General features: G+C 36.8%; 17 protein-coding genes. 9 read left to right on the forward strand and 8 right to left on the reverse strand.

What is annotated here, in order from left to right; all coding sequences use genetic code 11:
- Window positions 1-26: 26 nt before the first annotated feature.
- The 3 genes from AC4PHM_RS05520 to AC4PHM_RS05530 form a co-directional block, all read right to left on the reverse strand.
- Window positions 27-527, reverse strand: coding sequence for a ParB N-terminal domain-containing protein (locus AC4PHM_RS05520; RefSeq protein WP_492019914.1), 501 nt, complete (start codon window positions 525-527; stop codon window positions 27-29).
- Between the two features lie 362 nt (window positions 528-889).
- Window positions 890-2095, reverse strand: coding sequence for an ATP-binding protein (locus tag AC4PHM_RS05525; RefSeq protein WP_492019915.1), 1206 nt, complete (start codon window positions 2093-2095; stop codon window positions 890-892).
- Between the two features lie 593 nt (window positions 2096-2688).
- Window positions 2689-3708, reverse strand: a complete 1020-nt coding sequence (locus tag AC4PHM_RS05530; RefSeq protein ID WP_492020466.1) for a family 20 glycosylhydrolase — start codon at window positions 3706-3708, stop codon at window positions 2689-2691.
- Window positions 3709-4430: 722 nt separating this feature from the next.
- Here AC4PHM_RS05530 and istA (AC4PHM_RS05535) point away from each other — a divergent pair.
- On the forward strand, window positions 4431-5966 hold the full coding sequence (gene istA / locus AC4PHM_RS05535) for an IS21 family transposase (RefSeq protein WP_492019916.1): 1536 nt from the start codon (window positions 4431-4433) through the stop codon (window positions 5964-5966).
- 2 nt (window positions 5967-5968) lie between these two features.
- The gene (istB, locus tag AC4PHM_RS05540) at window positions 5969-6721 is read left to right on the forward strand and encodes an IS21-like element helper ATPase IstB (RefSeq protein WP_492019917.1); all 753 of its coding nucleotides are present in this window, start codon (window positions 5969-5971) and stop codon (window positions 6719-6721) included.
- A gap of 446 nt (window positions 6722-7167) precedes the next feature.
- On the opposite strand, the gene AC4PHM_RS05545 is transcribed toward istB (AC4PHM_RS05540), so the two are convergent.
- The 5 genes from AC4PHM_RS05545 to AC4PHM_RS05565 all read right to left on the reverse strand — a co-directional run bounded on the left by AC4PHM_RS05545 (window position 7168) and on the right by AC4PHM_RS05565 (window position 12807).
- The gene (locus AC4PHM_RS05545; protein ID WP_492019918.1) at window positions 7168-7773 is read right to left on the reverse strand and encodes a substrate-binding periplasmic protein; all 606 of its coding nucleotides are present in this window, start codon (window positions 7771-7773) and stop codon (window positions 7168-7170) included.
- A gap of 5 nt (window positions 7774-7778) precedes the next feature.
- Window positions 7779-8825 carry a 2,5-dihydroxypyridine 5,6-dioxygenase NicX family protein gene (locus tag AC4PHM_RS05550; RefSeq protein WP_492019919.1) on the reverse strand — a complete coding sequence of 349 codons (1047 nt, stop codon included), beginning with the start codon at window positions 8823-8825 and terminating at the stop codon, window positions 7779-7781.
- An 18-nt stretch (window positions 8826-8843) separates the two neighbouring features.
- Window positions 8844-10106, reverse strand: coding sequence for a cytosine permease (locus tag AC4PHM_RS05555; RefSeq protein ID WP_492019920.1), 1263 nt, complete (start codon window positions 10104-10106; stop codon window positions 8844-8846).
- Between the two features lie 124 nt (window positions 10107-10230).
- Complete coding sequence (locus AC4PHM_RS05560; protein WP_492019921.1) at window positions 10231-11841, reverse strand: PucR family transcriptional regulator; 1611 nt, start codon at window positions 11839-11841, stop codon at window positions 10231-10233.
- A 465-nt stretch (window positions 11842-12306) separates the two neighbouring features.
- Entirely contained in the window at window positions 12307-12807 is a 501-nt protein-coding gene (locus AC4PHM_RS05565) for an NAD-dependent epimerase/dehydratase family protein (RefSeq protein ID WP_492019922.1), read from the reverse strand.
- A gap of 501 nt (window positions 12808-13308) precedes the next feature.
- On the opposite strand from AC4PHM_RS05565, the gene AC4PHM_RS05570 reads away from it, so the two are divergent.
- From AC4PHM_RS05570 to AC4PHM_RS05600, 7 genes are all read left to right on the forward strand, one after another.
- Window positions 13309-14328, forward strand: coding sequence for a response regulator transcription factor (locus tag AC4PHM_RS05570; RefSeq protein WP_492019923.1), 1020 nt, complete (start codon window positions 13309-13311; stop codon window positions 14326-14328).
- Entirely contained in the window at window positions 14321-16138 is a 1818-nt protein-coding gene (locus AC4PHM_RS05575) for a sensor histidine kinase (RefSeq protein ID WP_492019924.1), read from the forward strand. The genes AC4PHM_RS05570 and AC4PHM_RS05575 overlap by 8 nt, the downstream gene beginning before the upstream one ends.
- A 323-nt stretch (window positions 16139-16461) precedes the next feature.
- Window positions 16462-17520, forward strand: a complete 1059-nt coding sequence (locus tag AC4PHM_RS05580) for a hypothetical protein (RefSeq protein WP_492019925.1) — start codon at window positions 16462-16464, stop codon at window positions 17518-17520.
- Between the two features lie 59 nt (window positions 17521-17579).
- On the forward strand, window positions 17580-18170 hold the full coding sequence (locus AC4PHM_RS05585) for an isochorismatase family protein (protein WP_492019926.1): 591 nt from the start codon (window positions 17580-17582) through the stop codon (window positions 18168-18170).
- Window positions 18171-18564: 394 nt separating this feature from the next.
- Entirely contained in the window at window positions 18565-20115 is a 1551-nt protein-coding gene (gene istA, locus AC4PHM_RS05590; RefSeq protein ID WP_492017486.1) for an IS21 family transposase, read from the forward strand.
- A complete protein-coding gene (gene istB, locus AC4PHM_RS05595; RefSeq protein WP_492017487.1) occupies window positions 20108-20881 on the forward strand; it encodes an IS21-like element helper ATPase IstB in 774 nt (257 codons plus the stop codon). Before istA (AC4PHM_RS05590) ends, istB (AC4PHM_RS05595) begins: the two co-directional genes overlap by 8 nt.
- Window positions 20881-21060 carry a hypothetical protein gene (locus tag AC4PHM_RS05600; protein ID WP_492017488.1) on the forward strand — a complete coding sequence of 60 codons (180 nt, stop codon included), beginning with the start codon at window positions 20881-20883 and terminating at the stop codon, window positions 21058-21060. The genes istB (AC4PHM_RS05595) and AC4PHM_RS05600 overlap by 1 nt, the downstream gene beginning before the upstream one ends.
- The last annotated feature ends 34 nt before the right edge of the window (window positions 21061-21094 follow it).

The raw sequence follows: 21094 nt of genomic DNA on the forward strand, positions 1-21094 counted from the left end.
TCAAAGTAAGTCGTTTCCCCTGTCGCTCACCACTGCTCCTCCAGCTTCCCGTTCCAGTAGTCTACATAGGTTTCGTAGCTTCTCGCAAGAAACGGCAGATGCTGCTCCATTCGCAGGACATAGGCCGGCAGCGTCTGGATCCCGAGCTTTCTTGCTTTCGCAAGCCTATGATGACCATCCAGCAAATTGTATCCCCGGGCATATAGATCACCATCAGCTCGACGCATCCCCATCTCCAGCCGGTTAGGCACGATTTCCGCAAAGATCAGAGGCCGCCCAAGATCCGCCTGCTCAACATAGTCCTCATTCAACTCAAAATTAGGTCGCTGGTCAAAATAGGTGGCCACGTCGATCTCGACTTTTAAAAAATCATGTGGGTGTCCTTCAATGTGCTCGATCAACCGGGTAATATTGAAAGCAAAAATACCATTCGGCATATACTCGTGCCCCTCTTCAATTTCACAAAGCTTAAAATTTGGGTCTGCCACCAGCATTCTGGGATGTGTGAACTTTTTCTTCTTCGCCACTTTATGATCTCCTCTCGTTTGTTACATCACTGTTTTATCTAATGCAATATTAAAAGACTGATTTAGGGAAGAGCTGATTATTGACGAAAAATATGAGAAATTATGGAAGCCCCATGTCTTATAAAACCCATTATCATGAACAATGGGCTATGATTGAATTTAAGATCAATTTCAAAATTACACTTGATTTCACCTGGCACCGCCAGTGTAGATAATGAAGATTTTTTTTTCCCATCATTAAGCGATTGCAAACTTCTCAATTTTATTAAAAGTCAGCGTTCGGAAAATCGTTCCTGGTACGAGCCGTCTTTAATAAGCAAGAGCCAAGACTCCTCCGATGGTTCCCATTCCGCACTCCACTCTCATAGACCTAAGATAAAATCTCCCAAATAAACATGCTTAACACCTTCAATATTATCTTTGAAATTTTCATCCATTGACACTACATACTTAGGATAGTGATCTTTCACCATCAGAAGTGGTGTGAACTCTCTCGTGATCGTCTTCTCACTGCTCATCTGATAGGCTACCTGTACATAAATTTTTTCGTTTTGTCTTTCCGCAATAAAATCAATTTCTAAGTCGTGAAGTTTCCCAATGTACACGCGGTAGCCTCTCATGATTAGCTCGTTGTAGACAATATTTTCAAGCACTCCTGAAATATTTCGATCCCTGTAACCGAAAATTGCGTGCTGAATGCCATGATCAGCAAGATAAAATTTTTCGAGCGTTTTTAATATTTCTTTGCTGTGAGCATCATACCGGCTCACTTTGCTGATAATAAATGAGCTTTCTAATGCGTCGATATAATTGTAAATAGTATTCAAATCAACTTTGAGCTGTTGGGTCTTGAAATAGTCAGAGATACTTTTAGCGGAGAACGTCTTCCCCACATTATCCATTATATAGGTCACAATTCTATTTAGGAGCTCTACATTTCTTATATTATATCTTTGAACTACATCTCGCAAAACGACAGAGTCGTAAATGTCGCTGATGATTCTGTAACAAGTCGAGTCATCGTAATCAGCAATATGAACTGCTGGAAATCCGCCACGTCTAATAAATTGCCATAAAAGTCTATTTTTATCTTCACTCTCTCCAAGCGCTGCATGAAAATCAATCACTTCACCGTAGGATAATGTTTGTAATCGAAACTGAACATATCTGCCAGTTAAGAGCGTTGATAATTCCGATGAAAACAAATTTGAATTTGATCCTGTAATATATATATCCGCATCAAAGTCTACGAGAAAAGAATTAACAGCTTCTTCCCAACGATTAACAATTTGAATTTCATCAAAAAAAAGATACATCCTAGTTTCTTTTTTTATAAGCCCTACAACATAATCATAGAATTTTTGAGCTGTTCTCAACTCAATATATTTCATACTTTCAAAATTTATATAAATAATCTGTTCTTGAGTAACACCATTTTCTATCAATTTGTTTTGTATCAGCTTCATCAAAGTCGATTTTCCAGATCGGCGAATTCCGGTCAGAATTTTAATCATCGGTTTATCCATAAATGATGCGATTTGATCATAGTAATATTTTCGTTCAATCATTTCAATCACCTCTTCCATAATGAGATTATACACTAAAATATCCGTATTATAAACAAAGTTATTATGGTTATAACCATAATAACTTTGTTTATTCTGTTTTTCTTTAGTGTGTAATCATGAGATACTTCAATAAGACGCAGTCTCCGCAAACCATTATGGTGAAATCAGAATAATCCCAAACTGTAAATAAGGTGTTCCTTAATGTCAGATTTATCGAATAGTTGAATTAGAATGATGTAAATTATGTTGTATTTTGGAAGTTGTGTTTCGGATTAAACCCATTATCTAAGACAATGGGTGTTTGATGAATTGTAGATCAATTTCATTAATTTCACTGATTCCACCTGGCACCGCCAGTGTAGTTAATGAATTTTTTTTCATAATCAAGTAATTGCAGACTTCTCAAATTTGTTAAACGTCAGCAATTCGAAAAACGTTCCAGGTATGGGCAAGTCATAACAGGCCGCTTCCCCGAATAATACTGCCGTCCTTTTCTGTGGGGTTCATCGGGATAAAGCCTTTTGACCCTCCCTCGTTCCAGCAGCGGATAAAGAATAATACGTCTGAAATGTGAAGCAGAAATATACCTAAGCTCAGCGCAGCTTTCTGAAGTTTTTCACCAGAGGCGGCCACTCAGCGAGACTCTGGTTGTCAGTCAGTCCCCAATGGGTGAACAGATGCCCGAGCATTTGAGGATCGCTCCAATAGCTCTGGGAGTAATCGATCAGTGCGGAGGCTGCGGCCGGTTCGTTGCAGCTGGCGGGCCATACGCAAAAGCCTTTCGAGAGGAAATAGGGGATGGAACCATAGCTTTCCTGTTCTTTATAATGCCAATCACAAATGATGATATCCTTGGGGATCAGGTCGACCGCTGGATAGGTACCGTTGAATGAAGCTTCCCATTTACTGTAACTGGTGGCGGGGTCAGCGCCATTGATGAGCCTGTCACCCCACATGAACATCTCCACCTTATTCACGTCCACAAGATGGGCATAATAGTCGTTGACAGCTTTAGCGAAAAGTTCTGCCGGATCCTTCCCCTTGCAGCGGGGGCAGAAATCAGAAGCTATTATCATCACCTCATCCATGCCCACGTGGAATGCATCGGCCTGAAAGGCGTCGATCAGCTCATCCATAAGATCGAATATGATCGGATTCACCTCTGGATTCAGGGGGCACCAGCTGCGGCAGTAGATTCCTTTGTTTTTCGGGTATTGGCCTGGTGTTTCATCCAACTGGGGATAAACCTTCAGCAGGGCCATGGTCCGTTCTCCCCATGACTGGTGGCCAAGACAGTTGAAAGCCGGTATGATACGGATACCATTGTCGCGGCACGCCTTTGCAACTGCCCGTGCAGTCTGCAGGGTGAGGCCGTCATCTGCTGCCAGCTCAGGATGGCTCTTCCAATTAAAATTGTAGTTCACTTCCACCACAAGTGCATTGATGCCCCGTTCAGACAGCTTCGGGATTGTGGGCAGCAGCGCAAGGCCTTCATCATCATTATGGATCAAGGTATGCATCCCTGCCAGGGCCGGTGCATCAGATGGTTTTGGCGGGACAGCAGGCGAGCAGGCCCCCAGCATCACACAGATCACAAGAAGCATGAGGATCATTCTTCCCACAACGGCTCACTCCTTACGAGGATAAGACATGAAAGATTATTCAGTATTTACCCTTTCTGCAAATGATGACGCGGAGGATCCTTGATTGACTTGAGTCCTAAACAAATGAAGAAGATGAGGCCATCATGCTAAAAAACCTATCAGGAGAAGCTGCAAGCTTCCAAGGGATTGCCCGTGATTGAAGACATCCGCTCTGATGAGAAGATGATCGAGCGTTTTGAGGAGTCCCGTATGCTGATTGCCGCTTCATTTGAAGTTGTGCTCTCTATTAAGATGGTCGTTAAGTAGCTGCCAGTCGCTCTTGTCTTCTTTTTTTCCGGAATGGCCATAATAAATGATGTTATCACCCCAAAAATAAGGCAAATACTTTAATGCAAATGCACATATTAGTTACATCGCTACCTAATTGTTAAGGAATTGTAGATCAATTTCATAATTTTCACTGATTCTACCTTGTACCGCCAGTGAAGATAATGAAGATGTTATTGCTGAAGTAAAGTGATTGCAGACTTTTCAATTTTAATTGACGTCAGTGTTTCAAAAATCGTTCCAAGTTCGGGCACGTACTGAATAATCCGGACCGTTTTGAGCCACCGTTCCGACGAGCGAGAGCCACTCGTCCGATGTTTTAGAGCCACCATTCCGATCGATAGAGCCATCCGATAGAATAGTCATGGCACAAATATGTGACCAAATATTCTAAGGAGGTTCTAATGAAGAACATCAGAGAAATTCTTCGGCTGAAAAGCCAAGGAATCAGCGAACGAAACATCGCATCAAGCCTGAAGTGCTCAAGGAATACGGTGTCCAAAGTATTGCTAAGAGCCAATGAACTAAATATCAGGTGGCCACTGGAAGTCGATTATACAAATGGAGAACTGGAAGAGCTGCTTTTTCCGAAAGAAAGTGCTCCAGTAAGTACCCATCGTCCTCCTAATGTTGAGTACATCCACTCGGAAATGAAAAAGCCATCTGTTAATTTGAGGTTGCTTTGGGTCGAGTATTGCGAAACCTGTAAACAGTCTAAAGAACTACCGTTGATGTATTCTCAGTTCTGCAATGTCTACCAGAAGTATGCACGCCGAAAACGTGCAACGATGCATATCCCCAGAAAACCAGCTGAAGCGATTGAAGTAGATTGGGCGGGGCAAACAGCATACATCTATGATCGTGAGACTGGTGAGGAAATAGATGTCTACCTGTTTGTTGGCGTCCTCTCGTATAGCCTATATGCTTACGCAGAAGCCTTCTATGATCAGTCAAAAGTGAGTTGGATCAACGCTCATATCAATATGTACAACTTCTATGGCGGATCAACACGGATCCTTATACCGGATAATCTAAAAACAGGCGTTACTAAGCCTGACACGTATAATCCGGTGATCAACAAAACTTATGCAGAGATGGCAGAGTACTACAACGCTGCTGTATTACCAGCCAGGGTTAGGCGTCCCAAAGATAAGCCAGGCGTAGAAGGTGTCGTTGGGAATGTCTCAACATGGATCTTAGCCGCGCTTAGAAACGAAAAGTTCTTTTCTCTTGGGGAATTAAACCAAGCCATCAAAGAGAAACTCAACAAATTCAACCATAATCCATTTCAAAAGAAAGATGGCAGCAGATTCAGCTATTACCTCGAGGAAAAGGACATGCTGATTCCACTGCCAAAAGCGCCGTATGAACTAGCCGAATGGAAAAAAGCTAAAGTTCAGTACAACTATCATATTAGCATAAATCGCATGAACTATTCAGTCCCCTGTGAGTACATTGGTTATGAAGTCGATGTTAAAATAACCAGTCGTGTAATAGAGGTCTTTTACAAGAATCACAGACTTACCACTCATCCATTGTTGTATGGACGCCCTGGACAATACCACACGATTGAAGAACACATGCCTGCAAAGCATCAGGAATATAATAAATGGGATGCTAACAGGTTCATAAAATGGGCTGCTACTATAGGTCCCAACACTGCCATTGTCATCAAATGTATCCTGGAATCTCATAAGATTGAACAACAGGCTTACAAAAGCTGTATGGGATTGATCAAACTATCTGAAAAGCACACCATTCCAAGGTTGGAAGCTGCTTGTACCCGTGCGCTAACCTATACATCTTCACCGAGTTATAAATCAGTGAAGACGATATTGGCCACTGGACAAGATAAGGTAGATGATCAACCAGTTCAAACTAAACAGACTGCTCCTGAACACAGTTTTACTCGCGGAGCTAGATTCTATGGGGGGAAATAGCGATGACAAATGAAATTACAATACAAAAGCTCAAAGAAATGAGACTTTCAGCAATGGCAGACGCCTTTTCTCAGCAATTATCGGATCCTCAATTACTCAACCTAACCTTTGAGGAAAGGCTCTCACTCCTCGTTGACACTGAATATCTCAGCAGAAAGAACAACAAGGTCTATCGATTAATTCGTAATGCAACATTTGATCAGTCACACGCAAGTATTGCCGACATTAATTACTCAAACGGCAGAAATCTGAACAAATCGATGATACAGCAGTTAGCAACATGTAAATTTATTGAGGCTAATAACAATGTCATTATTATGGGTGCCTCAGGGGCTGGGAAGTCATACTTGGCTTGTGCGATCAGAATTGAAGCATGTAAGCACCACTTCACAGTCAGATACATCCGAATGCCAGAACTGCTTTTAGAGCTTGCCATTGCACGAGGAGAAGGCATTTACCAGAAGTATTTAAAACAACTAAGGAAACTTAAACTCCTGATCATTGACGACTGGATGCTGCATAACTTAAATGAGATGGAATCTCGTGATCTGCTTGAAATTATTCACGCGCGGCACAAGAGGGTATCAACGATATTTTGCTCTCAATTTACACCTGAAGGATGGCACGCAAGGATGCCTGAGGCACCATTAGCTGATGCAATACTTGATCGCATTGTCCATGATTCCTATACGGTCAGAATTGACAGCACCAAGAACGACAAATCAATGCGAGAAATATATGGGATCAACTTCTAAGCTTAACTGGCTCTCTGAGATCGGATAGGTTGCTCCCTGCCGCCGGATGGGTGGCTCACCACCCATCGGAACGGTGGCTCTTTCGAGCCGTAATAAACACGTACCGGGAGACACCTCAATATTTCGCCATTGGCGCCGCCTTATGACCGCTTACATTTAGGGAACAGTTCGGGTATATATGAAAGTGCATGTTAAATTATGGAAGCCTCCTATCTTATAAAACCCATTATCATGGACAATGGGTTTTTGTTGAATTGTAGATCATTTCATAATTTTCACTGATTCTACCTGGCATCGCCAGTGAAGATAATGAAGATGTTTTTGCTGAAATTAGTTGATTGCAGACTTCTCAAATTTATCAAATGTCAGCGTTCCGAAAATCGTTCCAGATACGGGCAAGTCCAGGCAAGTCGTACGGGCAGGCTATAAGGTTGACATGATAATAACTATAGATATTTGTTAAATTCATCTCTTAATTTTTCATCATTAAATACAACATAGAGTGGGCGCTCGAAATCATATTGATGTAGTATATTTATGCCACTAAAATCATTATTCATTGATTGATATTCATAAACTCCAAGATCAACAACGCCAAATTGTGCTAGTTTATTTTTAACTTTTCCTACTAGATCAATTTGATCTTTTGAAAATATCTTGAACTCATTTGGAATGTTATCAATTGGATCCCCATATTTGTATCCTTCAACAACTGCAATTCTATCTTTTCTGTTAATTATTTCTTTCAAAGAAGATTTTGATTGAGTAGCACCAGACGATATTACAGATGTAATGGCATTCCTAAATAATTTTGAAAATAAGTATAACTCTTCACGCTCGGATGTTTTTTGTACCTGAAAAGCAATATCAATTTCCTTATTGATTAATTTTCGTTCTATATTATTCCAATCATCTAAAACATAGTCATAATTAATATTCATCTCTTTAAGAATGTTATTAATTTTTAAATAATCAGATCCTTTTAATATTTGATTTTCATCATAATATTGATAAGGAGGGAAGGGATCAGCACCAACTTTTAATTTTCTCATGACTTTTACTTCCCAAGTTTTTTTGCTAAATCTACTAATTCCACATGTATATATTTACCATTATCAAGAATTTGATTCCCATCAAGCCATACTGAACATTCTAAAGAAATCCCGTCTACATGACTTTTTGCTACTCTTGGTGCACCACCTGAATAATTTGGACCTTGATGCCCAAAACCCCACTCAGTACTACCCCATACCCTTTCATCTTCTGTCGTAACTCCCTCAAGCTTTGCATTTGGGCTACATCCATAGCATACATGCGCTGCTATATACATGTTGGGATCATTAAGCGAAGCAAAATAATCTTCTACACGTTTTGCCAATTTTCCACCTTCAAAAGCTACGATTTTCCCCTTTTCCACGACATATGTGATCGTCTCATTTAGAACACCTAACTCTAGATCGCCACCTCCGCTTAATGCACCATCAAAGGTGATTTTTCCATTGATACTTTCTTCGAGTGGAGCCCAACCGATCTGACCAATCAAGAAATGAGCTCCTGGCGTGCTATAATCGATTTCACTATTGATAGGTCTTTGAGGATTATTCTTAAATGTAACATCAGTTCCTGCCTTATTAGTAATTCTTACTTCAGTTGCATCCTTAGTCATTTGTGTCAACTTAGTTTGGAATTCTTTCTGAGCTTTCATATCGACTAAACCAATATTTCGAACAATTCGTTCTATACCAAGACCGCCTAGCATTACTTGTCTCGTTCTACCATTTGTTACGGCTTTGTCCCAAATAGGTGAATATAACAACCACTGATCATTAAGCTCAATCCATACGTCAGTTTTATCGGCACATTCAATAAGTGGCTCTGGGAGATATTCCATTGTTAATGACCCATAGCCTTTTGGTGTGGAATGCCACGCTAACATTGCCTTTGCTCCAAGTGCATCTGAAATTTTTACAATTTCTTCGGCAACTCTGAAATCACTTATTGAATCTATTGTAACTAAGACGCTTTCTCCTGGTTTTACTTTTACCATATCATGCATTAATTTATATGCTGATTTAGTTAACTCCATATCCATATATTTTGCCATAATTACCCTCCGATGAATTTATTTTTTTACTCTCATAATAATTATGTAGACAAATATTGCTACAACAAGTGAGTTAAGCGACGCAATCCCAAATTTCAGAACGTATCCCGCAACACCACCTGCTAACCATGCAATAATCGCATTGAAATTCCATTTTGGTAATTCAGAATCCTTCTCAATATGATATTTTCCTTTATTTATTATAAAGTAGTCGGCAAGAATAATTCCAGCCATTGGAGGAACTCCTATCCCAAGAATTGATAGCCAACCAATAAAATAATTAGCCATTCCTAGCGCACCAAGAAGAGAACCGAATATTCCAATAATTAAAACTATTTTAGACTTTTTGATTTTGAATATATTCGATAAACCAAGTGATGATGTATAAATGTTATTGTCATTAGTTGTCCATTGAGCTGCAATCAATACTACTAAAGCAGGGAGCCCCAAACCAATTGCTAACATAGCTTTAGGCAAATCGCCTTCACCCGTAGCCAATGTCGTTAAGAACCCGGCAACTATAATAAATGTATTCGCAACCATATAACCAATAAGTGTTGATATCCAAGCAGCTTTTTCATCTTTTGCATATCGTGTTATATCAGCTTGAGCAGAAGCGCCTGCAGCGAAGGATCCTACCACCATAACAATACCTTGACTTAAGGTAACTGTTCCAATTAATTGTTTTGCAAATAATTGTGACCATCCTCCAGCGCCATTCACAGCTAAAAAAACACCGAAACTTGCTGTTATAACAATTAACGGAACTGCAATCATGCTAAGTACACTCAATCCTTTAAATCCATAATATGCTGTTAACAACATCAAAATACCGCCCCAGAATGCAGCTACTGGAACATCTGTAATAAAACCAGCATTTGGAAACATTGCGTTTATTGTATTACCGAAAAATCCAACTTGTACAGAAAACCAACCAAACATTGTTAGTGCTAAAACTAAACTAACAATCTTAAAACCTTCAGTACCAAAACTAAATCTTGATAATCTTGATGAGGACAAACCTTCTCTTGCACCGGCAGCGCCAATTGCACCGCCAAAAAATGAAAGTATCCCATTTCCAACTAAAGCTGCAATTATCGCCTGATTTAAACTTAAACCAGCTGCCATAGATGCTCCAGTAAATAAACCTGACATTGCTATACAAAATCCAGCAGCAACCATAGATACTTCAAAAGTACCTTTTCTTGCATTTTCAGGTACTCTTTCTGTTGCATAGTCGTTAGTAACCTTAACTTGATCTTTAACTTCAACCGCTTCCATTTATTTCACTCCTTTTCTGTTTGATAAAATAATTTTACATTACAACAACAATATTTTGAATGTTCTGAAAAACAAATAAAAACCACGTATTTGTGCAAATGCACAATCGCGTGATTTTAAACAATTAAGTGTCCCTATTTTGCGTTATAACCGCAATTAAAGTGTTTAGCAAATACGGCATGCTCCAAGGCTCATACCCAAGCAACTCGACAATCTTATTTTTTCTATATAGAACAGTATTTCTATGAATGAAAAGTTCAGAAGAGACTTTCTCAATATTCATGTTGTTCATTATTAATGACACAAGTGTTAGATATAATGATTGGTTATTCAATTGGTCATATGAATGAATTGATTCAAAAATTAAATTATTCATATCGACAATCCGCTTATCTTCTTTCAATTCGTTGATTAATGCATAACAACCTAATCCCCTAAAATTTGATACAATATTCTCCCCGACGTATGTCCGTCCGAACTTCGCCGCATCCATAGCTTCTTTATATGCCAGCGGAATATATTTAAAATCTGAAAATACTGAACTTATCCCTAAAGAAATATTACCTGAAAGATTTTCATCCCAAATATCAATAATTTTTTCACCAAGTCTATCAGCACGATTCAATATGGAATTATCTTTTTTTGATAAGAGAATAATAAATAAATCACTGCGATATCCAATTAAATTATCCGGACATTCATCAATCACTGTTTGACGAATTAATTCATACTGTCTGCCGAATATAAAATTGATAATATCTGTTGAGTTTTCACCTATGTATTCTTGAATCTTGTTAATATTAATAACAATCAATTGAACTGATTTTCGAATATCCCAATTAATTTCATTCCCCATTTTGATTGCAACTTCGTCATTACGAAAGTTCCATGTAATTAGATCACCCAAATACTCTTGCTGGCGACGGATTTCAATTTCGGAAACCCGGCTACTTTTTGTCGAAATTAAAGTGAATACTCTACTAATAATATTTAATATGATTTTAGAATTCTCGATATTATGCATATCAACATTAGCTATTAGAGTTCCAAAATACAAATTGTCATATTTTACAGGGTACAACATATAGTCACACTGTTCTATTTTTATAATATTTTGAGATTTACTATTCTCAATTGACATATTTTCATTAATAAAATTGATAATTGGGATGGATTTTGGTGAGGGATTTGGATATAACAACTTTTTATCAATATCTAAAAATAATATCGTTTTTCCAAAATACTCAGTCATTGTTCTATAAATAATTTTTACATCTTTATTTGAGACGACATACTCAATTAATTTATTTTGCATTAGATTCATATTGATAATGTCTTTTGTTGGTTCACCCATTAATTTCAAAATAATTGGATTCAATATCTCAATATATGTAGTATCACTGTTAGCAATTATTAATGGAAAACCTTTTTCGTTACATAATTCTTCAATTCTTTCATCAATTCTTTTTAACCACTTATCAATATGACAGACCACTACGCCAGCTGAATTTGCCTCAATTAGTGAACTGATGACTTCATACTGTTTATCAACATCATTCATTATTGCATAAAAAGAAGTAATATATAATTGATTCCGAATTAACCAATTTTGCCCTTTTGTATCTGCAACTTCTAATACAGTTGCAGAATCAATTTCGTTATTGATACCGTGCTGTCCAGCAAAAATAAACGCATTTTTTAAACCACCAAATTTTAAAAGTTCACTAATAATCATCCGCACAACTCCTAACTCCTAGTTTATATACATTTTAGTTATAAAGATCCCACCGTGATCCTACCAAAATCTTAGCTGACTGGAGTGTATCCGAACTATTTAAAATTTAAAAATATTGCCAGAATCTCAATGTACAGATGGTTTACTTGTTCTTTTTGATGCATACTAATCACTATTCATTAATTATGAGTTTCTTGTATAATTTGTTGATTCTGGTTACTGAGAATCTGCTAGTGAGCCTTCCCGTTCACGCAACACCTCAATGAATTCGTTCTGATTCGTTTGGTTTACAGCGAGAAAGATACTTTCAGTACTCTGTCCAATTTCCTTAGGGCGATATTTATTCAAATGGTCTATAAGAATCGGAAATATTGTTTCATTATATACATCATTCTGAGATTCGACAACCGCTAATACTTTAACAGCATTATCGACTGCAATGACTAAACTTATTGATTATTCTTCTCAAACCCCCAAGCATCCCGAACCATCTCCCGGATCCCCAGCTTCGCCTTCCAACCAAGCTCCCGCTCCCTTGGACACATCCGCATAAAACTCAGCGATATCTCCGGCCCTTCGCCCAACAATCTCATATGGCACATCAACGCCATTAACCTCTATAAAAGCATTGACTAGCTCAAGCACTGACGTCCCTTTCCCTGTCCCCAGGTTATAAACAGAAACTCCCTCACCCATCTTCTCAATCGCCGCCACATGCCCTTCCGCCAGATCCACAACATGGATATAATCCCTGACGCCAGTTCCATCGGCAGTTGGATAGTCATCCCCGAAAATACTCAGCTTTGGAAGCGTTCCCCTAGCCACCTTCGTCACAAACGGCATCAGATTGTTAGGTATCCCATTCGGATCCTCCCCGATCAGCCCGCTCTCATGCGCCCCCACCGGATTAAAATACCGCAGCAGCGTCACCCCAAATCCTGGATTAGCGCTCGCTGTATCAGACAAAATCCGCTCACTCGGCTTGTGGCGGCGTGGATAAACTCATTTGGGGTTGGGGGAATATGTACACTTGTGTACTTTTTCACAGAATCCGCTGATTTCAAAGGGCTTATATGTTTTAAAGGATGATACTATTGATCAAATATTTAAAAAGCAGCAAATAATTAAAAGCTAAAACATTTTTTAATATCAGGACATCCGTGTAATACTCATATAATTGTCTGTGTTCTATTGAAGCTATTATGAATATTACCAAATAGCTGAAGCATTTTTCAAAATTCAAAGTTTGTTTAATTATAATTATTGTAACTATATATAAATCCTTACTAAATGGTGAAAATTAGCATAAACAATCAATTAAAAGAACACAAAAGGTATTCGTTCTTATTGGATCATCAATTGAATTGATATAATCATTTCACTCACATAGAATGAAATCATTAATTTTGGTATAATAATAGAAAATTCTCTATATAATCATAATTTATTTAAATAAGGTGAGATAAAATGTATCACATTATGGTTGTTGAAGATGAAACTTGGATCAGAAATGCGATGGTAAAAATGATTGAGGATGAAATTAGTAGCGAGTATGAAATCGTTGCTGAAGCAGAAGATGGTGAAGAAGCTTTAAATCTAATTTATGATGTTTGGCCTACAGTAATAATTACTGACATAAAAATGCCTAACAAAGATGGTTTATGGCTGGTAAAAGAAATTTATGAACGCCAATTGCCAGTAGTACCAATAATAGTATCAGGATATGATGAGTTTCAGTACGCCCAGAAGGCTATAAGATATGGCGTTTCGGATTATTTGCTAAAACCTGTTGTAACTGAAGATCTTCTGCCTGCTATTAAAAATACTTTTAAAAGATTAATGACTAATCAAAATATACATCGCTATTTGGTTGAAATACATGAATTTAATTTGCTATGTAATGAGAATAATTGTTCCAATATTTTTAAAAAAATCAATAATTTTATTGATACAATTTGGAATGATTACAATATTACTACAGGAGAAAGAATTGTTATCTTAAAAATTTTGTCCGGAAAAATAAATTCAATTATTATAGAAAACAACAGAGAGTTTGTTCCTTTAAAATGTGAAGAATTTACATATGAAAACACAAAACTGCATTTTAATCAACTGCAAGAATTATGGACACACTATTTAGGTAACGTTTTTAATAGTGATTCTAATCGAATAATTGAAGACATTTGCGAATACATAAAATTGAACTACATGGTTGATATAACGCTCTCTGACATTTCCAAACGCTATCACTACAGTGTTTCTCACTTTTGTTTACTTTTTAAAGCACATACAGGTTATTCATTTACTCAATACTTAAACCAATACCGAATGAAAAAAGCATGTGAATTATTGTCAGATTTCAAATATAAAGTATATGAAATATCTGAACTTGTTGGTTTTCAAACTTTACCATATTTTAACAGAGTTTTTAAACAATCCTTCGGATGTTCACCAAATGAATATCGCAGAGGTGTAAACCGTGATTAAACTCATAATCAATAAACTTAACACCATTTCAATAAAAGTAAAAATGCCTTTTACTTTTATTATAATCAGTTTAATATCAGCTGTTCTAATAACATCAATTACATATAACTATAATACAGAAAATATAGAAGTAGATGTGTACAATATTATTGAAGAATCAAATGTGAGACTAGTAAATTATTTAGATTATTTTCTTCTTGAAAATTTGAAATCAGCAAAGCAATTCTTGAGCAATGATATAATTATCGATTGGTTCCAAAATGAAGACCAAACTGCCGATACAAATACTGAAATTAATAGTTCTTTAGAATTTTTTTTAAATACTTCACAAAATGAAACAATAGGGATAACCCTCATCCATGAGAATGGGAATTTACTATCTTCAAATGATGATTCAATTAATATAATGAAAACTGACTTTACTTATTACATTCACACTAAAGATTCTTTCTTTGAAATCTCAATTATCCCCAGTTCTTTTATTAAATATAATTATCATACATTTGAAAACTTTATATCTATACTAGTCCCTGTAAAACACAATGAAGAAAAAATCGGATATGCCATTATCGATATATCCTTAGACTCCATAAATAATTTGTTAAATGCTTCTAAAGTTGAGAAAGGTTCAGTACTAGCAATATTATCAAATAATAATGACTTCCTCTATCTTAATAATAGATCTCAGAATAACGAAGCAAATATTTTACATTCGCTTCAAGAAATTGATATTTCCGACAAAAATAATATGGAAATTCAAAAGAATAATAATGAAAAGTCAATTATTAATGTCAATAAATCAAAGTTAAATATATTCACAATAGTAAATATTATTCCACACGAAATACTATTTTCAAATTCAGCATATGCTCCAAATACATTTTTATCAACTCTATTTATTATAACTTTATCAATATTGCTTCTTGCGATGGCCTTATCAACATACTTTATTGATCCAATTTTAGATCTACAAGATCTTATGAAAGAAGTTGAATCAGGTAATTTCAATGTCCGAACTACCTTTGTATATGGAAATGATGAAATACAAAGATTGAAAAAAAGTTTCAATGATATGGTGATTAAGCTAGATCATTTCTTTAATGTTGTTTCTGAACTAAAACTGAAGGAAGCACATCTCCAAATTAAAGAAAAGGAGGCTATAATTCAAGCCCTACAAAGCCAAATAAATCCTCATTTCTTATACAATTCACTTGATATAATTAAAAGTATCGCATATTTAGAGAACGTACCTCAAATAGTAAACATGTCAAAGGGATTAGCTGATTTTTACAGATATACAGCAAAAAACTCAAGCGAGGAAGTCACCCTTGAAGATGAAATTACTTATGTAAGACAATATCTTTCTTTAATACAAGTTCGGTTCCCGAAACATTTTAAAAGTAGAATTGATGCCGATGATCATTTATTGAGGTGCAAAGTTATAAAACTAATGATACAGCCTATTGTAGAAAATTCAGTGAAATATGCAATTGAACCAAACAAGGGTCGAGGATATGTAAATATTACTGTGGATGCATTTAATGAAAAACTAAGAATTATAATTAACGATAATGGTCCAGGACTATCAGAAAATCTAAGAATACAACTTCAGAACCAGTTTGATAGAGTATCAAATGATTTTCAAATCAAAGATATAACAAATGAAAGTCTAGGACTGATAAACGTACATGCAAGAATTACACTGAAATACGGTCCAGAATACGGAATTGTTTTAGCCCCCCCGGAAATGATTGGCACATCAATCATTATCTACTTACCATTGGTGCTCGATGATTCAAAAGGAAATTAATAATTAGTATTATATTATGTATCTTTTCATGTTGTTGGAAGGATACTTTTTTTGTTTAAATTTGAAAGAAAATAATATTGGTTAAGTTTCAAAATATCGGATAGAGACTTTATTTTATAATGAAATATAATTAATTTATATAGAAAACCCATTTGCATTCTCAGTTGAACTGTGAGGTTAGAATCAAGTTTAAACTTAATTTATATGATTTATCGAGTAAGGAGGAATTATTTAATGGTTATCATAAATTCCGAATAATTGATGCTTCTCATAACACAACAATCTCCTGAAAATAAACATCGTTAACAAAAGGAGGCTTTTTTATGACATTGCAAGACATATTAGCAGCAATAGCAGTAGTACTTAATGGATTGCCACAAGGCTTGTTAGCACTAACGTTTGGTTTTGCGGCGTTTCCTACAGCGTTAGCCTTTGTTGCTGGCACAGCTGGAGTGTTTCTATTTCATCAAGTCGCTCCAATATCATTTCAAGCTGAATCAATAGTTCTAGCTGGGACACTTGGAAAAAATAGATCTGAACGATTGAATATTGTCTTTTATACAGGTCTTATCATGGCTTTAGTTGGACTAATTGGTGTTTTAGAGCCAACAATATCCTTTATTGGTCCATCTATTCTAAATGGTATGATGGCCGGCGTTGGAATTATTTTAGCAAGAGTAAGTATTGATATGATTAAAGATAATCGTATAGTTGGAGCATCATCATTACTAATTGCAGTACTTACTTATTTTATTACAAAGAATCTTGTGTATACCATTGTGTTAAGTGTTTTTGCAAGTTCTATAATTTGGCCATTTATGAAAAAACGCAATAATAACCATAAAGATCCAGAAATCAATTTGGAATTTGAGAAATTGCAACCACTCAAATTAGTAATGAACTATAACATTGTTAGAAGTACACTTGCTATGGTGACTTTACAAGTTGGTGGTAACATAGCATATGCTAGCATCACCGGAAGTTTAGCAAATAGCGAAGTAAATGTTGACTTAATTACTTTATACTCTGGAATTGGGGATGCAATAAGTGCTTTCTTTGGTGGCGGACCTGTTGAAGCAATTATAAGTGGAACAGCAGTGGCTCCAAATCCGATAATGAGTGGCGCAATAATGATGATAATTATGGCTGCTATCTTATTTGCAAAGCTATTACCAAAAATTGCGAAGTATGTACCCAATCAATCAATAGCAGGTTTCTTGTTTGTTCTAGGTGCAATAGTAGTTTTCCCAACAAATATAAGTTCTGTTCTTGAAGCTGATCCAATAATTGCAGGAGTGACAACTATTGTAACTGCTACAACTGATCCATTTTTAGGTATGATTTCGGGTATTCTTGTTAGATTTTTGGTTAGTGTTTTCTAGTTTTATTCTAACAACTACATTGTAATTTTTACCATAACCTACATTGAGGAGTGTAAATAATGTCGATTAACAACATAGAAAAAGTAAAAATTGAAGATTGTGCTTTAATTATAATCGATATGCAAAATGATTTTATCTCAGAAGGAGCACCAATTGAATGTCCTGGTGGAAGAGACATAATTCCTAATATAGTTAAATTTAAAGAATGGGCAGTAGATAATAATATCCCTATTTTTTACACACAAGAAGTGCATAGGCAACAAAAAATAGATTTTGGAATGGAATTAGAAAGAAGCGAACCTGAGCATTGTGTATATGGAACAGCTGGGGTTAATATAATTGAAGAATTAACACCTAATGAAGATGACCTTGTAATTATAAAAAGAAGATACAGCGGCTTCTATTTAACAGATTTGGATATTTTAATGAAAGGTTTGAAAAAAAATGTTCTAATAATCACTGGGGCTGCTACTAACGTATGTGTTTATGCAACAGCATTAGATGCTCAACAACGAGATTTTCATGCAATTGTACTATCCGACTGCGTAGCTGGCACCAGTATAGAATTACACGAAGCTTTTCTAAAAAACATAGACTATGTCTTAGGTGATGTAGTTACATCCAAAACATTAATACAAACGTTGTCATAACTAATACAAGCAGGCATTTACACTGCCTGCTTTTTTGTACCATTATATCTTGCCAACAACTTGTGATTTGGCATTCATGACTATTAACAATGTTTTGAGTAATCAATAATGTGATGCATGTGCATTAAGAATATTAAAGAACATTTGATATTGATACTTTCATTATATAGTCATGCATTTATATTCATGATTCTTTAACATACGGACAAACTAAATCATATTATTTTATATGAATATTTCGGTTGAGCAGTGCACCCTTCACGCTGATTTAGAGCAATCATATCGGTAAATCAGAGCAGGCATCACGACAAACAGAGCAACTCATCATTTCGACTTTATAATAGAAATATGCACACTTCGTTGTGTAAATTTTTGTTGGAGGTCGATAATTGTGGTGAATTATCGAGAAATCATCAGACTTAAATGCCAGCATCACAGTAACAGTCAGATTTCTTCAAGTGTTCGCAGCTCCAGGAACACGATCGCCGAAGTATGTTGCCTTGCTGAAGAAAAGGGTCTTTTAAAGTGGCCTTTACCTGAGGATCTGACAGACGGCGACATCAGAGGTATTCTTTATCCAGGTAGGATTAGCGAATCAGGCCGAAAGATACCAGATTATGCTTACATTCACAAAGAGATGGCTAAACCTGGTGTGACACTCACTTTACTATGGAGCGAGTATTGCGAACAATGCGAATCAGAAAAATCAATTCCATACCAATACACCCAGTTTTGCGATTATTACAAGGCATTCGTTTATAAAACGAAAGCAACAATGAGGATTAAACACAAGCCAGCTGAATTATTAGAAGTTGACTGGGCCGGAACCACCTTATCAATCATTGACGATATAACAGGTGAACCCCATAAAGCTTATGTGTTTGTTGCAACTTTGCCTTGTAGTTTGTACAGTTACGCTGAAGCCTTCACCTCAACAATTACAGAAAACTGGGTCACTGCCCACATGCATGCATATCAATTTTTCAGTGGAGTAACAAGAATACTTGTCCCTGATAATTTAAAAACTGGCGTTATTCAAAACACGCGAAACGAGTTAGTCCTCAACAGAGTTTATCAAGAAATGGCAGAGCATTATGGCACTGCAATTATTCCGGCTAGACCATATTCTCCAAAAGATAAGCCAAGTGCTGAAGGAGCTGTCGGCGTGATTTCAACTTGGATCATTGCAGCATTACGCAATAGAAAGTTCTTCAGCCTAAATGAATTAAATATTGCCATTGGAGAGAAACTTGAAGAATTCAACACAAAACCGTTTCAAAAAAAGAATGGAAGCAGGCTGACTGCATTTGTAGAGGAGGAACAATCCTATCTACTGCCATTACCTGCTTCCATGTATGAAATTGCTGTCTGGGCGAAAGCAACCATACAACCCGATTATCTCATAACTGTGGATGGAAACAAGTATTCAGTTCCATATGAGTTTATCGGAAAACAGGTGGACATCAGATATACAGGAAAAGCCATTGAAGCATTCTTCCACAACAATAGGATAGCCTCTCATACCAGAAAGTTTGGAATAAGTGATCCGGTTATACTGCCAGAACATATGCCTGAAGCTCACCGGCAATACCTTGCATACACTGCCACAAATTTTGTTGAATGGGCAAGTGAGGTTGGACATTCTACGGAAACCGTTATGAAAGCGCTCCTTGCAGCAAACAAAGTGGAAAGGCAATCTTACTCCTCATGTAAATCCTTAATGAAGCTTGCAGATAAGTATTCCGTGGAACGGATTGAAGATGCCTGTTTGCGCGCGCTTGCATATACACCAAGTCCCAGCCTTAAAAACATACAGATGATCCTTAAAACAGGACAGGATCGAGTAAAACCTGAAAAGGATAAACCAGCATCTAAACCAAGTGGTGGTCAATATGGCATTACAAGGGGTGCCGCATACTACGGAGGAGGTAAATCAAATGATTAACCAACCTACCGTTGAGAAACTCCATTTAATGCGGTTAAGCGCCATGGCAGATGCATTTGAAAATCAAAGCAGTGACCATTCCTACGACGGCCTGACTTTCAATGATCGTTTTGGAATGATTGTGGATGCAGAATATCAAAAAAGACGATCCAGTAAACTTCAAAGGGCAATAAGAACAGCATCTTTTCGTTTCCCAGATGCATGTGTAGAAAATATCGAATACCATGCGGATAGAGAACTGGTGAAATCTGAGATCCTTCAACTGTCAACTTGTCGCTACATATCTGATGGACATCATATCCTGTTGAAGGGTGCTGCCGGCAGCGGTAAGACGTATCTTGCATGTGCCTTAGGCAATGCAGCTTGCAGAAGCTTTTTTAAGGTCAAATATATCCGATTACCAGAACTGCTGAATGATCTGACCATTGCGAAGGGAGAAGGGACCTATAAGAAGTTGATCAAAGCTTACCAGAAGGTTGATTTGCTGATCCTTGATGAATGGCTGCTCAAACCGCTTTCAACCGATCAGGCTATGGAGTTGTTTGAAATCATTGAAGCAAGAACAAGAAATGGCTCAATGATTTTTTGTACTCAAATCGATCCGCCAGGGTGGTATGAACGAATTGGAACCTCAGAAGACGGTACTGTTTCTGAAGCGATTATAGACCGTATAAAGCATAACTCATATGAGATTTTCATCAAGGGTAAGATGTCAATGAGAGAGCGTCACGGTTTGAAATCCAACAGTATTGGAGGTTCCTACTAATGGATATAGAAAATTACAAAGCAAGATACGAAGAGCTTCATGAGATTTTTGATCAATTATTGTCTGCACACCAGCAAGTTTTGATTGAGATAGGAGAATTGCGGACTGAGAACGGGATTCTGAAAAGCATTTTGGATAAGCAGGGTATCGAGTTGCCAGCCAGATATGATGATTTTTAACCAATTCAATAAGTAATCGTGGGTATGCCACTTC

It is taken from the genome of Acidaminobacter sp. QWL-03 (assembly GCF_058683855.1).